Raw genomic sequence first — 24060 nt, 5'->3', positions numbered from 1 at the left:
TTCATTGAAATTAAATAAAAATTTACAATTATGTATATTAATTGGGACATTAATATGCTATTCAATCTATTTTATGTTTTTCTATCTGTTCCCTACTCATTTTTCAAATTCAGATGTACGCTTCGCTTCACTTATCGTTGAAGCCATTACATTTGTATCACTGATTTACTCTATATATTCTAAAAAAGTCAGTTCAAATCCGTTTTGGATATGTATTACAATAGCAATTGGTAGTTTTTTATTAGGGAAAATAGTATATACATATCAGGATAGCTTCTTCGAAATTCCAATACATCGTTTTACTGTTTCTGACGTATTTTACATGTTTTTTCTATTTTTCTGTCTTATCGCTTTCTGCTATAAAATTTTAAAGGAATGCAATAAATGGGAAAAAGCGTTCTTTATTTGTGATATATGCATAGTACTTACTTCCATATTTACATTAGAATGGTATTTATTTAACCAACCAAGTTTAAATATATTCTCTCTTTCACTAGGAGATGTTTTCCTTTCATTTTTATACCCAATTGCAGATTTATTATTTCTGCTGCTAGGTGTTAGTCTCTTTTTCCGTCCAACAATTTTTAAATCCAAACGGAAAATTTATATCTTTATTTTTGTATTAATAAGTTCTGCAACTTTTAACTATATTTATTTTTACTTAAATAACCACTTATCAACTGAAACGATAACATTATTACGTCTTTTATATAGAATACCTATATTACTTATTGCAATAGCTGGCTCTATTCCAGAAGATCATAATAGCCATAAAAATTATTTCATTGTAAACCCTATAATAGGAAAAAAAGCTTTAGTTGTATTTCCCTATCTTGCTGTTGCAATACTAATCGGGTTTACATTAAAAGAACAAACATCATCTTCAACTCTCATTACAGGAAATTGTATTACTTTTATTTTCGTACTCATTCGTCATTCTATCGTACGTATGCAAAACAATTCCTTAACAAAACGTTTGCAGGCATTTAATGCCCAACTAGAAGAAAAAGTTACTTTACGGACGTCTGATTTAGTTCATAAATCAGAGGCTCTTTCTCAAAAACAACAAAAGTTTAAATCATTATATGAATATCATCCTGACCCTATTTTCACCATTGATTTAAATGGAATATTCTTAAATGTAAATAAGGCTGGGAGTGTACTACTTGGTGCACCAACGGATGAGTTACTAGGTGAAACTTGTTTTTCGATTATTTTAGATGAAGATAAGCATAAGCTAGCATTGGCATTAGAGAAAGTGAAACAACAAGAATCGGCATCCTTACAACTTAGTTCTCAATATAAAGATGGCTTTACTTATTTTTTATACGTTACAATCATTCCTATTATAATAGACGGACAAATTTCAGGAAGCTATATTATGGTGAAAGATATTACTGCACTAAAAAAACAGCAAGAAGAAATTAAATATTTAGCATTCCATGACACAGTAACGAAAATTGGGAACCGTGCCTTTTTTCATAAAAAATTAAAGAGAGTTATAAAAAATGCTAAAATAGCAGAAAGCGAGTTTGCATTATTATATTTAGATTTAGATCGCTTTAAAGCAATTAACGATACACTTGGACATTCGTCAGGAGATTACATATTAGAAGAAGTAGCAAAGCGATTCCAATCATGTCTTCCATCACATACTCATCTTTCAAGAATCGGTGGCGATGAATTTACAATCATAATTGAAAACTATACTGACGAAGATTACTTATTCCAATTATGTAACCAATTATTTGAATGCATGAAAAAATCATTTATCATACATGAGCATAAATTAACTTTATCACTGAGTATCGGCATCGCTATTTATCCACATTCCGGAATCGATACCGCTACACTCCTGAAAAACGCCAATGTTGCAATGTATGATGCAAAAGCAAAAGAGCTTAACTCTCTCTCTATTTATGACGATGTAATCGCTAAAAAAATTGAAAGACGATTACGATTAGAAAAAGATTTACCAAACGCACTACAAAATGAAGAATTGTTCCTTTTGTATCAACCTCAAGTTGATAGTGAATCTAATAAAATCATCGGTGCAGAAGCTTTAATTAGGTGGAATCATCCTGAATTAGGTATTATTTCTCCATACGAGTTTATTCCGATTGCAGAAGAAACACTACAAATTATTTCAATAGGAAAATGGACATTAGAGCAGGCTTGTAAGCAAATGAAACGTTGGCACGGACTCGGATATTCACATTTAAAAATAGGTGTAAATTTATCTGCTAAAGAATTTGAACAAGAGGATTTTGTAAGGTCTATTTCTTCTACTTTAACAAATACAGGTTTACCAGCAAGCTCTCTTGATCTTGAATTAACAGAGCGAATTGCAATGATGGATGAACGAGAAACATTGATAAAACTGCGTACACTAAAAAGTCTAGGGATTCACATTTCAATCGACGACTTTGGTACAGGTTATTCTTCGCTAGCCTACTTACCTTTATATCCAATTGATACATTAAAAATTCCGAGAGAATTTATTACAATGTCTGAAACATGTGATGATGGAATGGAAATTATTAAAACAATCATCACATTAGCAAATACACTAGGAATGTCTGTCATTGCTGAAGGTGTAGAAACAAAAGAGCACGTAAATTTCCTTCAAAAAAATAAATGTCAGTTTATTCAAGGTTATTATTACAGTAAGCCTATTCATATTGATGCATTTACTGAGCTATTAGAAAACGGCATTCACCCATATTACATAGCTAATTGGAATAACTAACAATAAATTTGAACAAATATAGTAAAAAGGAAAGAAGATACCTTCTTTCCTTTTGTTTTTCCATTTACATTTCTATTACTTCACCACATCATTTATTATATCTACTAATTGATGAATCCCCTCATCATTTGTTTTTTTATATTCATTCATGTTTTGAATATATTTCTCCTGATTTGTATACAACTTATTTACTGCATGTATAAATGTATTCGTATTTACTCTGTCTTGGAGTATTACTTCCGCATATCCTTGCCGTGAAAAATATTCAGCATTTAAACCTTGATCTCCCCTACTGGAACTGTTAGTTAACGGGATAAGCAACATCGGTTTCTTCAAAAATAACAATTCAGAAATAGCAGTAGAACCCGCTCTGGAAACTACAACACTTGCCATATTTAGTATATGCGGCAACTCGTCTCCTATATATTCAAATTGCATATACCCCTCCATGCCAATAGATGGGTCTACCTTCCCTTTACCACATATATGAATAATATTAAAGTTTAATAGTATTGTATCTAAACATTTCCTTACCATATCATTTATCCATTTAGCACCTTGACTCCCACCCATAATTAATAACACTGGTTTATCTTGTTGAAATTCACAATATCTTCTTCCTCTTAATACGTTACCCTTCTCAATTTCTTCCCTTACAATCGGTCCTACATAAACCTTCTTCTCATTACTTACATTTTCTCCTGTCTGAGGAAATGTTGTGCATAGCTTTGTAGCAAAAGGTAATGCTATTTTATTGGCAAGTCCTAATGTGCTATCTGGTTCACGTATAATTATAGGCACACGATTTAACCATGCTCCTATAGCTACAGGAACTGAAACAAATCCTCCTGCTGAAAAGATAACGTCAGGCTTTGTTTTCTTAATTAATTTATAACTTTGTAAACAACCGCTTATAATTTTAAAAGGATCTTTAAAATTCTCCCAATCCCAATATCTCCTAAGCTTGCCCGTTGAAACACTATTGTATTTAACATTTTTCACTAATGATTTTTCAATTCCATTTTTGGATCCAATATACTCGACTCTCCATCCTTGCTCTATAAATTTAGGAATTAATACAATATTAATCATAACGTGTCCGGCTGTACCGCCCCCAGTAAAAAGAATCGTTTTGCTCATAACTTATACCCACCTTTATTATTAAAAATCTAGCTTTATATTTACCTTTTAAATGTAAATAAACTTATTATTTTTTATATAAATCTTTAACTCCACCTCTATATCTTGTAAAAGATCTTTAATGAGTTCATAAAAATCATTTCCATACTCACTACACTCATATTGAGCAAAGATTTGAATCACATACCTAGTTTCGGTCTCTAATGCTGACTTTATTCGATTAACCCTTTTTTCTTCTACATACGCTTGATATTTATGTATTGCCTCATAAAGACGCAATACATGCGCTTCTTCATCTTTCCAGTCCAGCGTATCAACAATTGAAAGAAATAGCGTATTTTGATTATCTATTACTTCATAACCATTCATATATTTCTTACACCCTTTTTTGTTTTTCATTGCATGCAGATGTCACTACACTTCGCATACTCAAGTACATCTTTTAATGATTGATGAAATTCAATTTCTGGGATCCAACCTAACCTTTTTATTTCCTCTATTACTAAACTCTCATTTGAGTCGCTCCCACTTTTCTCTGTTTCCTCTATAAAAAAATTTAGCTGTGTTAATTCTTTATATTGTTCTAGTACATCTAATAAAGATCGTTTTACTCCTGATCCGATGTTATATTGTTTTCCATTTATTCCATCTCGTAATAACACATGATACGCTTTAACCGCATCACGTACATCTAGAAAATCTCTACTATCTTTCAAACTGTTTACTTCAATAATAGCTTTACTTCTACCTGATTCTATATCTATCATTTTCTTTGCGAGAATCGAACAAATGCCATTCGATACCCCTGGACCAATTAAATTTGAAGGCTTTGCAATGATAATATTTGAATCCATTAATTCTCCCCAAGCCTCTGCAATAATGACTTGCATCGTTTTACTTAAACTATATGGATTTGAAATTTTCATTTCGTCCATACTATCTGCTTGCAAAGCAGATCCTATAACTAATGTTCTACAATGCGATGCTTCTTGCTTAATTGCTTCTAATAAATATAACGTTCCTATTACGTTAATCTCTATATATTCAAGAGCAGATGTCCAAGATTCTATGACCGAATTCCTTCCTGCTAAATGCAATACGTAGTCTGGCTTTATTTGTTTCATTACCTTTATTACTTCGCTCTTATTAGTTAAATTACAAGTAATACCATTTCTAATTTTTTCTCTATGTGCACGATTTTGAAACATAGGAATTACATGAAAGCCCTGCTCTAAAAAATATTGGCAAGCATGGCGTCCTGTAAAACCATTTGCACCAGTTATTAAAAGGCTCGCATTTTTTTTCATCGCAAAAATCCTCCTTTTAATAGCATTTGTTTCACCTCATGTTTTGCAAGTAAGTCTTGTTGAGAACTAAAACTCTTCACATCCACTAGCGGATAGCTAGAATAATATTCTTGAAGTCCTTCTATAGGAATGGTCGGTAGTACCACAAAATAATTTTGATCAAAACTTATACTTGTTTTACTCTCTACCTCAGATAAAAGCATTTCACTTAATTTTTCACCTGGTCTTATCCCTACCTCTTTTACCTTAACGTTCTTTTTTTCCGAATCTTCAATTAACACTTCTGCTAAATCTGTTATTTTACATGCCGGCATTTTCATAACAAAGATTTCCCCGCCTCTACCTTGATATACGGCTTTAAATAACAATCCAACAGCATCTTCAACTGTTAAGAAAAATCTAGTCATATTCGCATCGGTAATCCCTACTTGTGAAGATTTTTTAATTTGTTGTTTAAAAAGCGGTACTACACTTCCACTCGTCCCTAAAACATTTCCACCACGAACACAAATGAATTTTGTTTTCTTCGTTTGTATATTCGCATGAACCATTAATTTTTCACCAATTGCTTTTGTCATCCCATACGTATTTGATGGATCAGCTGCTTTATCCGTTGAAACATATATAACTTTTTCAACTCGCATCTGTATAGAGGCTTCAATTACATTTTGCGTACCATGTATGTTGGTTTTTATAGCTTCATAAGGATAATACTCACATACTGGAACGTGTTTTAAAGCTGCAAGATGAAATATATAATGTACACCTTGGCAAGCATAGACTAGTTGATCTTTATCACGAATATCTCCAATAATAAATTTTAACCTTTCATCATTTATAAACTGTTGCTGCATTTCAAACTGAACCGTTTCATTTCTTGAAAAAATTCTAATTTCTTTCGGTGATTTTTCTAATAGTTGTTTTATAAGTTCATGCCCCCACGAACCTGTACCACCAGTAATTAAAATTATTTTATTTAACATTCCTTTTCCTCCTACGAAACATCTCAATTTAAATAGTATTTATTGAATTATTTTCAATTGATTCAAATCATAATCGTCGTTTGTTACATTTAATTGACAAAATAAAAAACAGAAACTATTAAACAACGTTTCTGTTTTTCATTTCACCTCACAACAGTAAGATTTTTTATACTGTTTGCATGATAAATAAATTCCTTGTAAAAAAACACCGCTCATTTATTTCTTATACTCGTAATAAAATAAAGTGAAACTTTAATCAGTGGGGATATTGTTCATCCCCCACTAATTATCAGCCCTCACCAATCGGGCTTTTACGGGCAGTTGATCCCCCACCGAACATCTTTGCTTCCGCTGAATTTTGAGGTGGGGATCTTACTACCCGGCAAATAGCGGGATAAATAGAATGATTCATAGCCAATAATCATGTTTAAATTTATGAAAAAGGGAGGTAACGGAATGGACCAAAGCAATTCAAATCATACATATAACGGACCTTCCAAAGCACTGCCCCTCTCCCTATTCGATGTAAAAAATGAATTGAAACAAAAAAGCAAGCTTATTCCTTCTGATACCTTGTATAAATTAACGAAAGAAGAGCAACTCATCATCAACAAAATAAAAATACAAACAGAACAGCTAAATAAAAATAATGTTACAAGAACACGCGCATACTACCAATTTTACATTCAATATCCAGAAATACATTGGGCACTGCTTGGACATATGGTATCACGTAACGGCGGTTGGAATATGACTGATTTAAAGGGCGATTTATATACGAGAATCTTATCAGAGAAAGATCAATTCATATTTTTTTCTTTTTTAGAAAGAGGGAATTGGCTTATTTTCCAAGATGTATACCCTCAATTTTTACTTTACGAACAAAGTGTAAAGAAATCACAAAAGTTATTTCACCTTCTCCCTCACCTAAATGTTTCTACATTTATGGAAACGATGTGGAACGATTTTTGGAAAACAGGCAACAAAAAAACATTAGCCATTGCAACTATTATTAATGAACAAAACTACTTAGAAAAAAGAGTGATTCAAAATGTACAATTTAAAAAGACTGTACTAAATAGTATTGGATTTAAACTCTTTGATTTCTTTCAGTTTAATCATATCCTTTTCCCATTCTACGAAAATGATAAGAAACAAAAAGTGTTACTATTTGGTGATACAATGAAACATTTCACTTCCTTACATGAACGAATATTAATTGGAAAAAGATTATATTCATTATTATTTCGAGATACACATGTTTTATCTCAAATAATAAGCTGGGCCCAACACCATCCGCACACGGGATCAAGGAAAGATTACTGGCCCCATTTATTTTCAAGTGTAAATGAATCTTTTTCCCGTGAGTTTTATAAGCGCCGAATAAAAAAATGCCAGTTACGAAATGACGCTTATCGCATATACAGCCCTGCACTCATCTATGCATGGCGAGATATGAAGCATGAGGAAGTTGACAGTGAAGATTGGTTTACCGATTGGCAAGTTGTACATTATTTAGTTGATAAGGAGGAAAATATAAATGGACAAATTACAGAAGACTACTGCAAAACACTCGAAAAAATTGAACTCGCAATTCTCGCAAAGAAAAATGTCCTCCTCCGAGAAGAAGAATGAGTTTCTAGCATTAGTAGTTACAATCTTTCTCTCTGCTATTATTGGAACTTGTTTAGATGCTTTTTTTGTTCATAAACAAATATATTCCTTTCCAGCTAGACCCTTCTCATCCACATTTTCGGTTAATATAGCTTTTACATTATTCGTACTGCCGATTTTAACAGTTATCTTTATACACATTTCAAAAAAATTATCTAAAGTTTCTAGAATTCTATTTATTATTTCAATTGGTATTTGTGCTAGCCTTTTTGAACAGATTGCTGAAAGTTTAGGTTTATTTATACACAGTACGAATTGGAACCATACATATTCTTTATTTGGTTATATGATTTTCCATTCTTTTATTTGGAACATATATAATTGGATAAAAAAATAAAGAGACCATTATAGGTCCCTTCTTAAGCATACTCTTCCATTATTGCTAATGGTGCCAGTGTTTGTAGGCTTTTAGAGCGTAAACGATAGGCAACGACTTTCTTCTTATATTGCTTAATGACATCAATATGTTCCTCATAGCTATATAGAGAAAACCTAATCTCTTTATTCCCTTTCTTCGTATCAATGACTATTGGTGTCCCTTCTCCGTGCGGCGGGAAATAATGTTTATCTAAAAACAAAGCTTCATTAAATTCATGAATAACTTGTAGTTTCATTTCTCCCTCTATATTTTTTCCATCTATTGATATAGAAGTATTTTCCGCCTCAAGTTTTTGATGCAACTCAAATTTACTAATAATTGATTCTACAACAGAAGTGGGCATACTAGAAACTAATACTTTAATAGCTCCAAAAACAAATAATGTAACTATAAACCATGTTGTCATTGTTATCATCTCCATTACATTTAAAAAATAAATTTCGTTCCATACGGTATTAGTATACTAATGAGTATTCCAGTTACAATCATCGTTACCGAACCGATAGTCGCTTCTTTCTCGCCTTCCTTCACTAAACGACTCACACCGATAATATGTGATGCACAGCCCATTCCAACTCCTTTTCCAATCGTACTTGTTATACTGAAAAACTTAAGTACTGTCGGTCCGACAATAGCACCTGTTATCCCTGCAACAACTACAAAACTAGAAGTCATAGATGGAATACCACCAATTTGATCCGCTAATGAAAGGGCAATAGGCATCGTTGCTAACTGTGGTAAAGTAGTTAATATAAGTTCCTTATCTATATTTAAAATTCCGCCAATCACTACATTCATGCTCGTTACAGCCACTATACCTATCACTACTCCGATAAGTATCGATAAAAAATTTTTCATCAGTATCTTTCGCTCTTTAAATAGAGGTATGGCTAATGCTACAATTGCAGGGCTCAATAAGCTTGAAAGAATGTCTCCACCATTTTCCCTATACTCATGATGAGAAATACCAAAAATCAAAAATAAACAAATCATAATTGCCGTAACTGTTAACACCGGTAACGTAAATGCAAACGTAAATTTTTTATATAGATTTGTCGCCAAGAAATAAATTGCTACAGTAATAATAATTAAGACCATTTGAATCGTGCACCTTGTCGATTTTATTTTTTTGATGTTACTAATAATTGACTTATATAACCTGAAACAATTAAAGTTACTATAGTACTTGCAACTACTAAAAGGAATATAATACTCCCCTTACTTAAAAGAAAAGATCCGTATTCCATGAGCCCTGTTGTCGAAGGGATTAAAAATAACGGTAAAAATACGATTAACTTTTCCGCACCTAACTCAAACCACTTTAACGGTAGAACGCGAGTGAAAAGAAACAGGAACAGTATTAACATCCCTATTAAACTTCCCGGTATTGATAGATGGAATATTTCCTGAATCCACATACCCACTAAGCTAAATACATATAGCACGCCTACTTGAAGTAAAAGCGTCACGTACTTCATTTATTTCCCTCATTTCACTATCACACATCCATATTATGAAATCTCATTTAGCGTGTAAGCAAACCGTTTAATTCCAAGTTGAATTTGTTCTATATTCGCTCTACCAAACGTAAATCGTATATATTCATTTTTCGAACCTAAAACACTGCCCGGAACAAATGCGACACCATTCCGTATAGATTCACCTAATAAGTGATATTCATCAAACTTTCCTTTCACTTTACACCATACATGTATTCCACCCTCTGGCACGAAACATTCAACTCGGTCTCCCAATGTTCCTTCAAGCTCTGTAATTAATTCATCTCTTCTTTGCTTTAATTGTCCACGAAGTATCGTAATATGTGTATGAAAATCCTTTGATTCTAAAAATTGATTTGCTACCCACTGCGTAAATACACTATGGCCAAAATCAACTTGTTGCTTTGCATCTGCTAAACGCTCAATTACTCGTATAGGACCAATTATCCATCCAATACGTAATCCTGATGCAACAATTTTTGATAATGAACTTATATAAAGAACATTTCCATTTTGATCCATTGATTTTAATGTCGGATTCACTTCTCCATTAAAAGAAATTAAACTATACGGATCATCTTCTACAATTGGTATACCGAACTCAGAAGACAGTTCTAAAATCTTTTTACGTCTCGCTAATGAAAGTACAGTACCCGTTGGATTCTGATAATCTGGATTCAAAAATACCATCCGAATGCGATGCTTTTTGTGCAAATCGATTAAGTCATCTGGATTCATTCCATGCTCATCAACAGGTAAATGAAATATGTTTAAACCGGCCGATTTAAACATTGGAAGCGAAAAACAATACGAAGGATCTTCAATCGCGATCGCATCGCCAGGTTTTAATAAACATTGAACGATAAGATTAAGCGCCTGTTGTGCTCCAGACGTAATAAGAATAGAGCTTGAATCTGCTTCAATTTGTTTATATTGCTGAACATGTGCTGAAATTGTTTTTCTCAACATCTCATTTCCAAGTGGATGGTCATAACCGAGGTTTTCCATAAATGTTTTCTCCGACAAAATTGTTCGAAATCTATCACTTGGAATTAATTCTGGTGACAGTTCACCACTTGCTAAATTAATTAAATCATCTTTTTGTGTTTCCGTTCGAATTTGTTGAACGAGTGGTACGTTAGGTAAGAATGATCCGTCCTCCACGTACCTACCCCAGTTCGGTATTCGTTTATGTGAGACACCCCATATGTCTGTATTGACCCGTGTTCCGCTTCCCTTTTGCCGTTCTACTACTCCAAGTGATTTTAATTCTTCATACGCAGCTACTATTGTACTCCGGTTCACCTGTAATCCCTTTGCCAATATACGCTCAGAAGGTAACTTACTATCAGAAGGAAATTCACCTGAAGAAATGCCTCTTTCAATATAATCAGCAATTTGTTTATATACAGGTGTCTTATCTGCACGATTTGGTTTCCATTCCATCTAGTTCCCTCCTTTCAAAACGAACTATCCTCATTTTTTACTAACAGTATTCACCGTAAAAATAGTATTAATTAGTCACATTTTCTTATCCGTAAATGGATATATCCAAAATAGTTCTCTTTCTGATTACTCGATAGCTTCTGAAATTCCAACTTCATACTCTCATTTCAGTTCTTTCACAAACTATCAAATCATTACCACATACCATGTTACCCCAACCAGTAGAACAAAAAGAAGAAGAATATAGATTGCAGATAAGTTTTTCACATTTCTTTTTGTAGACTTACCGTAATTCTCCTCCACGTTTCTTGCAACTAGTACAGTCCCAAATAGCGATACAATTACAATAATAACGACTAGTGAAATTGCAAAACTCATTGTCTTTTCACCTCTCTAAGACCCATCTATTTTAATTAAAGAACTTACATAAAAACCTTCCTCTTTAAAACACTGATAACATACTACCTTTCTTCTCTTATCATAATAGATGTTTGTAAAAAGCGGACCAACCACTTTCGCGTTTTTTTGCTCATCCACTTTAAAAATAAAAAGCAACTGATCACTTAGGACCAGTTGCTTTTTCGCAAGGTTAATTATATCCATTTTCCACTTGAAATTAACCCGATTTAAAAGTTTGATTTTTTCATAATGAAAAGTATCGTTCACACCATTTACAAAAAAGAACCTATGAAGGTCCTTTTTCAAATTATACAACACAGCACTATGTTGAGTATCTTAAAGTTTATACTAATGATAAAGTGAAACTTTAATCAGTCTTCACCAATCGGGCTTTTACGGGCAGCAGGCCCCTACCTAACTTCTTTGCTTCCGCTGAATTTTGAGGTAGGGGTCTTACTGCCCGGCAAATAGCGGGATAAATGTTAATAGACTTATTCTTCAATAATGAATTGTGAAATTAGCATTTCTAAATTTTCGACTTTCTTTTTCATTTCATTAGATTTCGTCGTTATTTCTTGAATCAATGTGGCTTGTGCTTGAATTGATTGTACCGTTCGATTCGTTTCTTGTGCGACTTGTGTTGCAGTTTCAGAAACTATTGACAAAGAGGCATTTACTTCTTCTGTCCCAGCAGACATTTCTTCTGTGGCAGCAGACACTTCTTGAATTTGGGTCGTTATTCTATTAATATCTTGCATAATAGATGAAAATGCGAGTTCTGCCTTATGCGCTGCTTCTTTACCACCACTAGCCTGTTGTTGACCTTTTTTCATTACATGAACTGTATCCTCTGTATCTTGATGTATAAAACGTATTAAATTATTTATATCATTTACAGATGTTTTAGATTTCTCAGCTAGACCTCTTACTTCAGCTGCAACTACTGCAAATCCTTTTCCATTTTCTCCAGCACGTGCTGCCTCAATTGCAGCATTTAAAGCAAGTAAATTCGTTTGTTCCGCAATATTAGTAATAACATCTAACGCTTCTTCAATTTGTTGTGTACGCGTAACAAGTCTATCAATGACCTTAGAAGTTTCTTCGACAACTTCATTCACGCTATTCATTTGATGAATAGATTGTTTTATAACTTCACTACCAGAGTTTGCTTGGTCTATTGTTGCAACAGCAACTTCAGCAACCATCGCTGAAGATTCAGCTACTGTTTGAACACCAGTTGCAATTTCTTCCATTGAAGTTGAACTTTCTTGAATACTAGTCACTTGTCCCTCTATTTCTTTATTTATTTCAGAAGTAGTTCGAACAACCTCGTTTGATATATGTGCTGCCGTTTTCGTCTCTTGTAGCATATTTTCAGTTGAAACAATCACTTCTTTCGCCGTAACCTTCACCTGACCGACTAATTGTTGCAAGTTATCTAACATACTATTAAAGGACTGTACAATATGGCCTAATTCGTTCTCGGATTTATAAGAAGTTCGAATTGTTAAATCTCCAGCAGATACTCGTTCCATATCTTTTTGTAATAATACAATTGGTTTTTTTATAGCATTTTTTGTTATAAAACCAATAAAAATGATTATTATGATTCCAACAAATGAAATAATTACAAATGTTATGATTGTATTTTTCACACTATTAACATTCTCTTTTTGTAGCTGTTCAGCAGCATTATTATTATATAAAATAAGTTCACGAATAGACTGAATTGTTTTTTCCATATTAGGGTCAATTTCTTTTAAATAATAGCTATAGGCTTCTTCATTATTAGTCAGTCCCAAATCTTGTGCTTTTTTCATTTGTACTCTTAAATCTTTAAATTGACTTTGAAACGCATTATACAAATCTTTTTCTTTATGAGAACTAATTCTAGTTTCAAATTGTTTTAACAGCTCATCATTTTCTTTTCTAGTCTTATCCATTTCTATTATGAGTTCTTTCATTCTTTTTTCATCTTTCGATATCATAATCTCCATAAAATTCATATTAACATGGTGAAAATTTGATTCTACAATTCCTATCCATTCAATTGGTAATAGTCTTTCTTCATACATACTAGAAGATGCATTTTCACCTTTTTGAAGCCCTAAAAACCCGAGTGAAGATAACATGATACAAGCCAAACTCGATATAATGACTAACACATTTAATTTCGTTCCAATTTTACTATTTTTAATAAAAGACAACAAAATCACTCCATCTATATATTATATTTTACTTGTTTTATATTACAACAACAATCGACATTTATCGACATTTTTTTATTAATCTTATAATTATATTCGAAGAACTTGATTCTCATACTATCAAATACTAAAAAGTCTTATGGGAATTCCACAAGACTTTTAATAGAGTTATATTGTTTCTATGAAATTATGATAAAAATTAAAGCGACTTATTAGTTCTTATAACTTCTTGATAGAGAATCGGTGACCACTTATCACTAATATAATCTTGGATAACCCAACCAACTCTTTTTGGATTCTCTTGTTTAATATATGCCGCGATCTCGGGATTTATATAAGACGCATAATAATATGGACTATTCCATGCTGTACCACCCGAAGACAAGCTTGTAAAATTAATATATAGATGATTTAAATCCTCGCTATTGTTCATCGTTTCATTGATTGTATCTTTAATAGATTTTACTTTCTCATCATAACTCACTTTATATTTATCTTGTACTGTTACATTTACATTTTTGTTTACAGTTGTGGTAAACGTCTCATTATCTGGCCAATAAAAATTATTATATCCTCCAGATTCATTACTGCCACTATATCTTTTTAGTAGTACAATTTTCCCACGAGCATCTCCAAGTTTTATATTTCCTTCTGTTTTTAAAAAGATAGGATCAACAAAATAATTTTTTTCAAACGTACTACTAAATGAATCTTCTGCCCCTTTCATATCCTCATACTCTTTTTTTAAAGACATAATAATTGTTTCACTCGGGTTATCTTTTAAAAATTGTTTCGCTTCATTTATGAATTCATGCAGTGTTACGTAAAGATATAATGGCCCATGATGAAGAACTATCGTATTATCATCTGTTAAACGTCCTCTTATATCAAAAATGCGAGCTCCATGGTCCATTTGATAGCGAAAATCATATTCTTGCGTCATTCCCCACACTTGCTTAATCGGATTTTGCAACTTGAACGTCCCACTATCGTGTGTTCCTGGAATTGAAATTCGTGCTAACGGAATATTATCAGGTATAGGTTGCATCCATTTCGACCAATTTTCAAGCTCATTAACAGAGCTAGCTGCAACTACTCTCTTATCATGTAAAGCAAATACAAATGTGATAAATATTGTACTACATATGAATAATTTCAAAATTAACTTCTTATTTCTCATTATTATCACTCTCTTTTTCTGTTTTTATATCAAACTTATTGAATATAATATAAGCTAGTTCATAAAAAATAAATAACATTTCATCAATATGAAATATTGCATAGAAGTAAAGTTAAAAAATCATTCACATATACTAAATTAGAAAAATTTAAAGGAACTTCATCTGAAGTTCCTTTTGCTTATTTTATGTTCAATACATATGAACCATCTTTATTCTCATATTTATAGACGTATAAATAATATTTTCCTGGCTTTGCATTATAAGTTCCTTTAACTACATTTCCTTCATTTTCACCATATGCTACATAGTTATTTAAATCTGATTCATGATGAAGTACCCATGTCATTCCGATATTTTGTTCATTTAGTAGAGAAATATTAATATTTTCCGGCGAGTCAATTTGGAAAGTAAATACATCTACTCTATCACTATTATGTAGCGTTCCTTTCACCGGTGTATGAAAGTTAACTTTATTTGCCTGTCTAGGCTCATTATTTGGTTCATTTTCTGTTACTTGTAATTCATTCCCACCGTTTAGTTTTCTTTGTTCATAGCCTAAGTTTACTAGTATAGACTTCAAATCTGGTAAAACACCAATTTTATCTGCATATGGATCTTTAGATTTTGTTCCTGTGCTCTGGTTGCTTAATATTGCTCTTAGTTCACTAGGTCTATATGGTTGTCCTAAATTTTCTTTAGCAATGCTTTGTACTAAAGTCGCTGCCCCAGCAATAATTGGCGAAGCACTAGATGTTCCGCTAAAGCTTGAAGTATAAAGATTTACAGCACTTCTACTTTGCTCGGCTGTAGTTGTATCTACATTTTCTCCCCATCCGTACACATCAATACGGCTTCCATAATTCGAAAACCACATACGTTCATGAGGGAAAGATGAAGAGCCAGCTCCTACCATAATTGCACCCGAATCTTTAAAATCTTTACTATTACGATTTAAGACTTGCTTACCCTTTCTATCTTTGAACTGATCTAAATCATTCCACCCATTTGCTCCAGCCTCTATAATTACAATTCCCTTATCTGTACCAGCACGAATTGCATCAAAAATATCTGGTTGTACTTCAACAGGTAAATATTTATCACCATATCCATCAAAGGATGCTTGCGCCTCTAACAATAAAACATCCCCAGCTTCTAACTGATTTACAGCGCTTAATATTGCATCAGCCGTATTATACTGTCCGTTATCTCTTATTTGAGAGATAACCTTTGCTTTCGCTTTTGGCGCAATCCCAATATTCCCGACTTCATTGTCCTCAGAGGATACAATTCCTAGTACAGACGTCCCATGACCGACATGCTGATTTATATTTCTTCCAGACATTAATTCAATATTTTGATGTAATAAATCCTCATGATTTAATAGCCATCCGTATTCCATATCAACAAAAGTGATACCATTTCCATTACCGCCTTGAACTCCCCAGGCGAAAGGCGCATTAATACCGTATGGGGCTGCTTCAAGATAACCTTGTTTTTTAAATCTAGGATTTTTATTAGGATTAAGAGCTACACTTGATGATTGCACTTCAGGTGGCATTATTTTCTCTTGTTTCTTCATATACGCATCTTCTATTAAAGAAGATGCCTTTAACTTATCTACTATTTCTTCTTCATACCCACTATTTTGATTTTGAAGAATATAGTAGTTTAATAAACTTGTAGATACATGATTAGGTGCTTTCACTTCAAGGTTTTGTATTTGTTCCGGGCTTACAGATGTGAATAAACGAGTAAATGTTACATCTGGATATTCTGTCAAAAGATCTTTTATTACTTTATCATTCGTTTGAGATTGTATTTGTTTTTCAATACCATCTTCATATGGAAAATCCAAATCTGCTTTAAATTTTACAATGATTTGCTTATCTGTTTCTTGTTCTATCCCTAATTTACTCTGCTGTTCTATAGAATCAGCATGTACACTATTGATAGTGCCTCCTGTTCCTAAAAGTGTTGTAATGATTACAGTTGACGCATACATTTTTTGAAATATTTTCATTACATCAATCCTCCTATTAATAATTATTAATCATTATATTAATCTATAATGATTTTATTTCTATAACGTATTCCCTTTCTACTAAATAGATTATAGTAATCAGAAATATGAACTTCAATGTATTTTCATATGCAATATTTCATATTCTGACTCTACACTACACGAATATGAAACTTATAGTGATTATTTATTTTATATGTGCTAATATACTTACATTAATATATTACGCATATACACATTCTGAACTACATTACTTAATAGTTTCACCTTAATTTTTTCTTAGGAGGATTTACAATGAAATTACTAAAAATAAAACATATAATCCCTTTATCCGCGGCTGCAATTACATTCGTATGTAGTCAAAGTACAGCTGAAGCTTCTACCATTCATACAGTAAAAAAGAACGATACACTTTGGGGCATTAGTAAACAATACGGAGTTTCAATACAATCCATTAAACAGGCTAATAATAAAGGAAACGATAAAACCTTTATTGGCGAACAGTTACATATTCCAGGGTCCGTGAAATCAAATGAAATCACTGTTCCTCAAAACGCCAAGCCTGCGAGCATTTCTGGACAAATTATTTATCAAGTACAACCGGGGGATTCATTAGAAACGATAGCAAAGCGTTACAATGTCACCGTCCAATCTATAAAACAAATTAACAATACAGTCGGAAACAAGCTTTATACAGGACAACATTTAAAAATTAACTCAAGCATTTCACAAAAAGAAAAAGACTTAATGGCACGCTTAGTTACTGCTGAAGCAGGTGGCGAATCCTATAAAGGAAAAGTAGCAGTAGCAAAAGTTATACTAAATCGTGTAAATGCAAAAGGTTTTCCAAATACAATAACAGGTGTTATTTATGAACCTATTAAATACGGATATGCATTTACTCCTGTTACAGATGGCAGAATTAATCAGCCTGCAAGTGCAGAAGCAAAAATGGCTGTAGAAGAGGCTATCTCCACAAATGGAGTACATTCTGACTGGATTTATTTCTACAATCCAAAAACATCAACAGACAAGTGGATTACGACACGTCAAACAGTAGCAGTAATTGGTAACCATGTGTTTGCTAAATAAGATTTAAAATCATTAACAGACCTCTTCACTTAAAAGGTCTGTTTTTTTTCTATGTAAGATGTTATTAATCATATGACATAGTGATTTTTCAAACTATTTCTTCTTTCAAATAAAAATTTTTGTATTTACTCCACCACTCGGAGAAGTTAATACAGCATCAAGTTCAAAAACTCCCACTTTATTAATAAAAGCTATTTCTTAACTTCATAAAATTGTTATACACTAGAAAAATAAAAAACAAACTATTCGTTAGCAGGTGAAAGAATATGTATGATGTTACAATTATCGGCGCTGGAGTAAGTAGCATTTTTATGGCTTATTCACTAGCTAAAAGTAACAAAAAAGTTTTAATTCTTGATAAAGGTAAAGCGCTAGAAGATCGCCATTGTCCTTTAGACGAAGGAAAAGTGTGTAATTGTACTACATGTGATAAATATTTCGGGTTTGGTGGTTTAGGAAGATCTGAAGGGAAATTTAATTATACAAACGGATTTGGCGGAGAACTTGAGCAAAAAGTCGGTAAAGAGGGCTTTATACAGCTCATGGCTGAAGTAGATGAAATTCTATGTCAGTTTGGTGGAAGTTCTGTCTCAAAATATTGTACTGAAAATTCAAGTCTCACTAAAAGAGCTGAAGCGTGTGGTTTACAAATGCTAACAACAGAAGTAAGACATCTTGGTACTCCCCTTTCCAATAACATTTTTCAGCAGCTCTATGAATTTTTACTGACGAAAATAAAGATCAAATTTCAAATAGATGTACAACATATTCTGAAACAGGAAGATTATTTTACAATAGAGACAAATCAAGGAACAGTTCAAACTAAGCAACTAGTATTTGCAACTGGGCGTTCAGGGGCCGATTGGTTAAAAGAAATATGCAGTTCTCTAAGTATTTCTCAGGAGCAAACACGTGTAGATTTAGGAATTAGAGTAGAAATGAAAGAACATCAATTACGTTCTATATTAAAAGATACTTTTGAAACAAAACTTTCTTATCAAGGTGAGCATTTCACAGCAACTACTTACTGTATGAATCCAAAAGGACGCATCATTCGAAAGTACGAAGAAGGTTTAGTTATGCCTGACGGTCAAAATTTTCGAGAGCAAGGAACTGGCACTTCTAATTTAAACTTCACTTTATTTATTCCTCGCTATTTTCCAACTCTCAAAGAAGCAAATGTATACGCAAGTTCAATTATTAAAGGCATTAACCAAGGACGAGATCGGATTGTTATACAGCGCTTAGAGGACTTATTAAAGAAACAACCTACGGCGAAAAACAGCATGGAACATAATCGTATACAACCTACACTACAGGGGGATTATGGAGATTTGAATCAAGAAGTTCCTCAATTATATATTGAAGGGCTGAAAGAATTTTTATTACGTTTAGAACAATTTATACAAGAGCCTATTGATCAACATACTTTACTATATGGAATTGACGGAAAGTTCTATGCTCCTACGATAAAAATCAATAACTCTTTTGAAACAAGTGTGCATGGACTATTTTTAGTTGGAGATTGTTCCGGCGTCACTCATTCCTTATCTCAAGCTGCTGCAAGTGGTCTGTATGTTGGAAAGTACTTATCTGACATTTAATTTCTATCATTAAGATGTCAGTCAAATATTTTCAATTCCAAAACACTTTTACTTATATATAGTAAAAGTGTTTTAATAATCCCTCCTATCCTTCCCGGCTAATGATTAACTGGCAAAGAAACGGAATTTTACAAAATACATATGTAACATAACTGTATATTTAAAACGATTGACATTCAATTCTAATAAATTGAATGTCAACAGTTTTAAAAGTCTCTATCCATTTTCACTTTCATTTGTTCGATATTTTGTAACATCATCATAGTGTTTAATATGGTAGGATGTCTATAAGTCAATTTCACTACAACAATGACTTGTTCTGCCCGTTTCTCAAAAAGAGTTATATTTATGCTACTACGCTTTAAAAATCCCCATTGTATGTATATGAATATTTCAAATTATTCCCTTTAGAAAACATAATCTAAATGGTTCATTAAACTCTAATAGTTATAAAAACATAATATATAACTTCAATTAAATAAATTGTATAAAGAAGGTGTAAAAATGAAGAATAAAATAAATTTACAAATGCAAAATATAAGTTTTGTTATAATAATGGCTTTAGCAGTATGGTTAAAAACATATCTTATTACGCGATTCAGTTTTGATTTAAAAATTGAGTCTTCAACGCAAGAGCTTATTTTGTTTATTAGCCCTCTAGCCGCATCATTAGCATTTGTTGGATTAGCATTATTTGCAACTGGTGAAAAGCGAAATTATATAGCGCTATGTATTAATTTCTTATTAACGATCGTGCTTGTTGGAAATGTAATGTTCTATGATTTTTATAGTGATTTCGTTACATTACCAGTACTTGGACAAACCTCAAACTTTGGCCAATTAGGCGGCAGTATTATAGAGATATTAAACTACAAAATTATACTCGCATTCGTAGACATTGTTTTCTTCTTTATTTTATTAAAAAAGAAATCATTGGTCTTTAAAACAGAACGTGTAACTCATTCTACACGCTTGTTATACTTTCTTTTAACGATTGGTGTATTCTTTGCGAATCTACAGCTTGCAGAAAAAGAGCGCCCTGAATTATTAACGAGATCATTCGACCGGGTAATGCTTGTCAAAAATTTAGGCTTATATACTCACCAAGTATATGACTTAACACTGCAAGTAAAAGCTGGGTCACAAAAAGCACTTGCTGATAGTAGTAAATTACAAGAAACTGAAAACTACGTAAAAGCAAACCAAAGCGAGCCAAACCCTAATATGTTTGGTGCAGCGAAAGGAAAAAACGTAATTGTCGTCACTCTTGAATCCTTGCAGACCTTCTTAATAGGCGCATCAGTCAATGGGCAAGAAGTTACACCATTCCTAAATGAATTCATAAATGAAAGTTATTACTTTGATAACTTTTTCCATCAAACTGGTCAAGGGAAAACATCCGATTCTGAATTTCTAATCGATACGTCGTTGTATCCATTAAATCGAGGGGCTGTATTCTTCACACACGGTAACAATGATTATACTGCGACTCCAGAAATTTTACGTCAGCAAGGTTATTTCACTTCTGTATTCCATGCGAATAACGCAACATTTTGGAATCGTAATATTATGTACTCCGCTCTTGGTTATGATCGTTACTATAATGAGCTTGATTACAAAATTACGCCAGAAACAAATTTAAATTGGGGATTAAAAGATATCGAATACTTTGATCAATCAGTAGATATATTAAAAACTGTTGATCAACCATTCTATGCTCGTTTCCTTACTTTAACAAACCATTATCCATTCACGTATGATGAAGATACAAAATTCATTGAACCATACAACTCTGGTAATGGCGTATTCGATCGTTACATCGTAACTGCACGTTACTTAGACGAATCAATTAAAAAATTTATTGAGCGTTTAAAGGCCGAGGGAATGTATGATGATTCTATTATTGTGTTATACGGTGATCATTATGGCATTTCCGAAAAACATAATCGTGCAATGGCACAGTTTTTAGACAAAGATCAAATAACAGAATTTGATACTTTAAATTTACAACGTACACCTTTATATATTCATATTCCTGGACAAACAGAAGGTCAAACTATTTCAAAGCCTACGGGACAAATCGATATGAAACCTACTATTCTAAATTTATTAGGTGTTGGTTCTACGAATGATATCCGTTTTGGCCATGATATGTTTTCAGATGAATATACTGGCTTTGTTGTTTTACGCGATGGTAGCTTCGTTACAGATAAGTATGCATACAAAAACAACACTTTCTACGACCGTATAACAGGGGAAATTGTAGATTTACCAAAAAAAGAAGCTCAAGCCCTCATTAAACGTGCACAAAATGAATTACGAATGTCTGACAAAATTATTGAAGGCGATTTATTACGCTTCTCAGAAAGTAATAAAATTAAAACTGGCGAAGTACAAACTAAAATTAAAGAAACAGAAAAATAATCTATATATGAAAAAGGAGCAACTTATTACAATTGCTCCTTTTTACTTTCTTATAACACATCAGATTTTTCATATAAAAAATCTGATGTGTTTACTTTTATTCTACGCTTGTTTCTAAAGCTACATCCGTATAGGTATTATCATCACCTATATTTAAAATTACTTCACATTGACGCAATCTCAATTCAAAAAGCATGATAGAATCATGATAGATTTCAGGATTTGATTTCATCTTATGTAATATCTCTTGTTTTTCTTGTATTTCTAAATGCGTGTTTTCTACAGCTTGCTTTAAGGAGTTAAATGGATTCCTAAAGAATATATTAATATCTCGCTCTTGTGTGTTTTCAAACAGCTCAAATTGCAAGAAAAATTTCTTCATAATAGAAGCCGTTACTTCAGTATAATCTTCATTTTCTACATACTGTTTGTATTTGTTATATAGCATAGATTTATTTTTAGGAAGAACTCCAAATAATTTACCGGCACTTTTCAACAAAAATTGTGCTGGCGTAAATCGACGTAAAATATTTACTTCATCCATTTGTATTCTAGTCGTCATCCTGTCAGTATCTCTGCGCCAGTCATCAAGCACTTTAAAATCACATTCTAACTGTATTCTATTTTCTCCAAATAGTGAATTAAGCCCTTCACTAAGTTCTTCTAAATACGTTTGACTTTGAAGAAGCTCATTATTAGAAGTTGCAATCCAATTTTGCATAGAAAGAGCGAGATTAGGTAATACAGTTTGTTCTAAATATTTATGCACTTTTTCATTCATTGCTTTATTTAGTTCCGTATCCATGTGCCCGAAATCACTTTCTTCACTAATTAAATTAGAACAGCTCTTTAATATCTTCGGAATATTTTCAGTAAGATCATTTGTAATTTCAGTCTTCATTGAACGATATGATTGTGTAATGAAATGAATTTTTTCCCTCTCAAATGCAGTAAGGTTATTAATGCTACCGTTTAGTTTCACTAGCATATCTTCATTCCAATTAATAGCATCTACTAGATTATTTTCTTTCTCAACACGTTTATCCAAAAGATATGTAATTGTTTTTCGAATGAAAAATAATAACTTTTCAGTACGTTCTGCATCGATATTTTTATGATTAAAGTTAAAATGAATAAACTCAGTTAAATCATTTAATTGTTTACTACTTGTATATAACGAGGAATAAGGGAAAATTCTCGCATGCGGGAAATATGTGTTTATTCTCGTTGCCGTATCATGTAATACCCTTTTCACTTCTGCTTCACTGTAAATGTTATCGATTTTATTTAATAAGAAATGAATTTGTAAATTTGGCGTATGTTCTTGAATACTTAATAGAATGTCACGTTCTTTGTCAGTAAAAGGTGAATCCGCATTCAATACGAACAGTAATTCGTCTACAGAATTTAAATATTCGAATATCTCATCTCTAGTGTCGTTATTCCTATTAAAGCCAGGTGTCACTACAAATGTAAGTTTATTTTCATTTAAAAATCTGCATGGTAATTTAAATTCAACACACGCTCTATCTCTATATGTTTGATGGTGCTGAGACATCATATTATGGTAATCAGAGACATCTTCCGTTGTTGTAATTGCTGAGTCTGTTATAGCGTTTATTTCTATATGAGCATCATTTTTTAAAACTACTACATTTGAAATTGATTTTTCTAATATGTTTTCTCCTAATATAGAGTTAATAAATGTAGTTTTTCCATTTCCTGAAGTTCCCGTTACTAAAATACGATTTGTTCTTAAATCTGCGAGTTCGTCAACTAACCATTTAAATCGGTGACCTATTTCTATATTGTGCTTTTGTGCCCACTGTGTAATAGATTCAAAAAGGTGTAAGCTGTACTCTAAGCCATTTACATGATTAATAGAATGTGACAGTAAGTTTTCCGCATGCTCTATATTTGCTGAATCTATTTTGGAAGGGAAAATCTCATCCCATG

The 24060-nt window shown here is 32.4% G+C and carries 19 protein-coding genes; 6 read left to right on the top strand and 13 right to left on the bottom strand.

Annotated features, from left to right (window positions below):
* Positions 1-4 precede the first annotated feature (4 nt).
* Positions 5-2749 carry a sensor domain-containing protein gene (locus MR160_RS15065; RefSeq protein WP_000773541.1) on the top strand — a complete coding sequence of 915 codons (2745 nt, stop codon included), beginning with the start codon at positions 5-7 and terminating at the stop codon, positions 2747-2749.
* Positions 2750-2824: 75 nt separating this feature from the next.
* Here MR160_RS15065 and MR160_RS15060 read toward each other — a convergent pair whose 3' ends face one another.
* From MR160_RS15060 to MR160_RS15045, 4 genes are read right to left on the bottom strand one after another with little or no spacing between them, the layout of a single operon-like run.
* Entirely contained in the window at positions 2825-3889 is a 1065-nt protein-coding gene (locus MR160_RS15060; RefSeq protein ID WP_000047567.1) for an undecaprenyldiphospho-muramoylpentapeptide beta-N-acetylglucosaminyltransferase, read from the bottom strand.
* Between the two features lie 48 nt (positions 3890-3937).
* Positions 3938-4288 carry a DUF6572 domain-containing protein gene (locus tag MR160_RS15055; protein WP_002082318.1) on the bottom strand — a complete coding sequence of 117 codons (351 nt, stop codon included), beginning with the start codon at positions 4286-4288 and terminating at the stop codon, positions 3938-3940.
* On the bottom strand, positions 4285-5196 hold the full coding sequence (locus MR160_RS15050; RefSeq protein WP_000739089.1) for an SDR family oxidoreductase: 912 nt from the start codon (positions 5194-5196) through the stop codon (positions 4285-4287). The genes MR160_RS15055 and MR160_RS15050 overlap by 4 nt, the downstream gene beginning before the upstream one ends.
* On the bottom strand, positions 5193-6179 hold the full coding sequence (locus MR160_RS15045) for a UDP-N-acetylglucosamine 4,6-dehydratase family protein (protein ID WP_097891011.1): 987 nt from the start codon (positions 6177-6179) through the stop codon (positions 5193-5195). Before MR160_RS15045 ends, MR160_RS15050 begins: the two co-directional genes overlap by 4 nt.
* Positions 6180-6635: 456 nt before the next feature.
* Between MR160_RS15045 and MR160_RS15040 the strand changes: the two genes are divergently transcribed.
* On the top strand, positions 6636-7814 hold the full coding sequence (locus tag MR160_RS15040) for a DUF2515 domain-containing protein (protein WP_000372811.1): 1179 nt from the start codon (positions 6636-6638) through the stop codon (positions 7812-7814).
* Complete coding sequence (locus MR160_RS15035) at positions 7789-8190, top strand: CBO0543 family protein (RefSeq protein WP_042595508.1); 402 nt, start codon at positions 7789-7791, stop codon at positions 8188-8190. The genes MR160_RS15040 and MR160_RS15035 overlap by 26 nt, the downstream gene beginning before the upstream one ends.
* A 22-nt stretch (positions 8191-8212) precedes the next feature.
* Here the strand turns inward: MR160_RS15035 and MR160_RS15030 are convergent, their stop codons facing one another.
* From MR160_RS15030 to MR160_RS14995, 8 genes are all read right to left on the bottom strand, one after another.
* Positions 8213-8638, bottom strand: a complete 426-nt coding sequence (locus MR160_RS15030; protein ID WP_000214632.1) for a YfmQ family protein — start codon at positions 8636-8638, stop codon at positions 8213-8215.
* Between the two features lie 20 nt (positions 8639-8658).
* Complete coding sequence (locus tag MR160_RS15025; RefSeq protein WP_000242949.1) at positions 8659-9330, bottom strand: LrgB family protein; 672 nt, start codon at positions 9328-9330, stop codon at positions 8659-8661.
* A gap of 23 nt (positions 9331-9353) precedes the next feature.
* On the bottom strand, positions 9354-9710 hold the full coding sequence (locus MR160_RS15020) for a CidA/LrgA family holin-like protein (RefSeq protein WP_000878483.1): 357 nt from the start codon (positions 9708-9710) through the stop codon (positions 9354-9356).
* 33 nt (positions 9711-9743) lie between these two features.
* Positions 9744-11177 carry a MocR-like pyridoxine biosynthesis transcription factor PdxR gene (pdxR, locus tag MR160_RS15015; RefSeq protein ID WP_000454959.1) on the bottom strand — a complete coding sequence of 478 codons (1434 nt, stop codon included), beginning with the start codon at positions 11175-11177 and terminating at the stop codon, positions 9744-9746.
* Positions 11178-11363: 186 nt separating this feature from the next.
* Complete coding sequence (locus MR160_RS15010; protein WP_000006462.1) at positions 11364-11555, bottom strand: hypothetical protein; 192 nt, start codon at positions 11553-11555, stop codon at positions 11364-11366.
* Positions 11556-12067: 512 nt separating this feature from the next.
* Entirely contained in the window at positions 12068-13783 is a 1716-nt protein-coding gene (locus tag MR160_RS15005; RefSeq protein WP_242297661.1) for a methyl-accepting chemotaxis protein, read from the bottom strand.
* 199 nt (positions 13784-13982) lie between these two features.
* Positions 13983-14963 (bottom strand): phosphatidylinositol diacylglycerol-lyase, encoded by a 981-nt coding sequence (gene plcA / locus MR160_RS15000; protein WP_001244684.1) that lies wholly within the window; start codon positions 14961-14963, stop codon positions 13983-13985.
* A 179-nt stretch (positions 14964-15142) separates the two neighbouring features.
* Positions 15143-16984 (bottom strand): S8 family peptidase, encoded by a 1842-nt coding sequence (locus tag MR160_RS14995; RefSeq protein ID WP_000689210.1) that lies wholly within the window; start codon positions 16982-16984, stop codon positions 15143-15145.
* 294 nt (positions 16985-17278) lie between these two features.
* Here MR160_RS14995 and MR160_RS14990 point away from each other — a divergent pair, with 294 nt between their 5' ends.
* From MR160_RS14990 to MR160_RS14980, 3 genes are all read left to right on the top strand, one after another.
* On the top strand, positions 17279-18076 hold the full coding sequence (locus MR160_RS14990; protein WP_000771008.1) for a cell wall hydrolase: 798 nt from the start codon (positions 17279-17281) through the stop codon (positions 18074-18076).
* A gap of 266 nt (positions 18077-18342) precedes the next feature.
* Positions 18343-19680: an NAD(P)/FAD-dependent oxidoreductase gene (locus MR160_RS14985; RefSeq protein ID WP_000272409.1), complete on the top strand. Its 1338-nt coding sequence runs from the start codon at positions 18343-18345 to the stop codon at positions 19678-19680.
* A 504-nt stretch (positions 19681-20184) separates the two neighbouring features.
* Positions 20185-22104, top strand: a complete 1920-nt coding sequence (locus MR160_RS14980; RefSeq protein ID WP_000791036.1) for an LTA synthase family protein — start codon at positions 20185-20187, stop codon at positions 22102-22104.
* Positions 22105-22201: 97 nt separating this feature from the next.
* Here MR160_RS14980 and MR160_RS14975 read toward each other — a convergent pair.
* The coding region (locus MR160_RS14975) for a dynamin family protein (RefSeq protein ID WP_242297660.1) at positions 22202-24060 on the bottom strand (1859 nt) is incomplete at its 5' end.

The sequence above is a fragment of the Bacillus cereus group sp. BfR-BA-01382 genome (assembly GCF_022663475.1).
Taxonomy (GTDB): Bacteria; Bacillota; Bacilli; order Bacillales; family Bacillaceae_G; genus Bacillus_A; species Bacillus_A thuringiensis_S.
The sequence above is the reverse complement of the archived record's forward strand: the minus strand, read 5'-3'. Positions and strand labels throughout refer to the sequence as shown.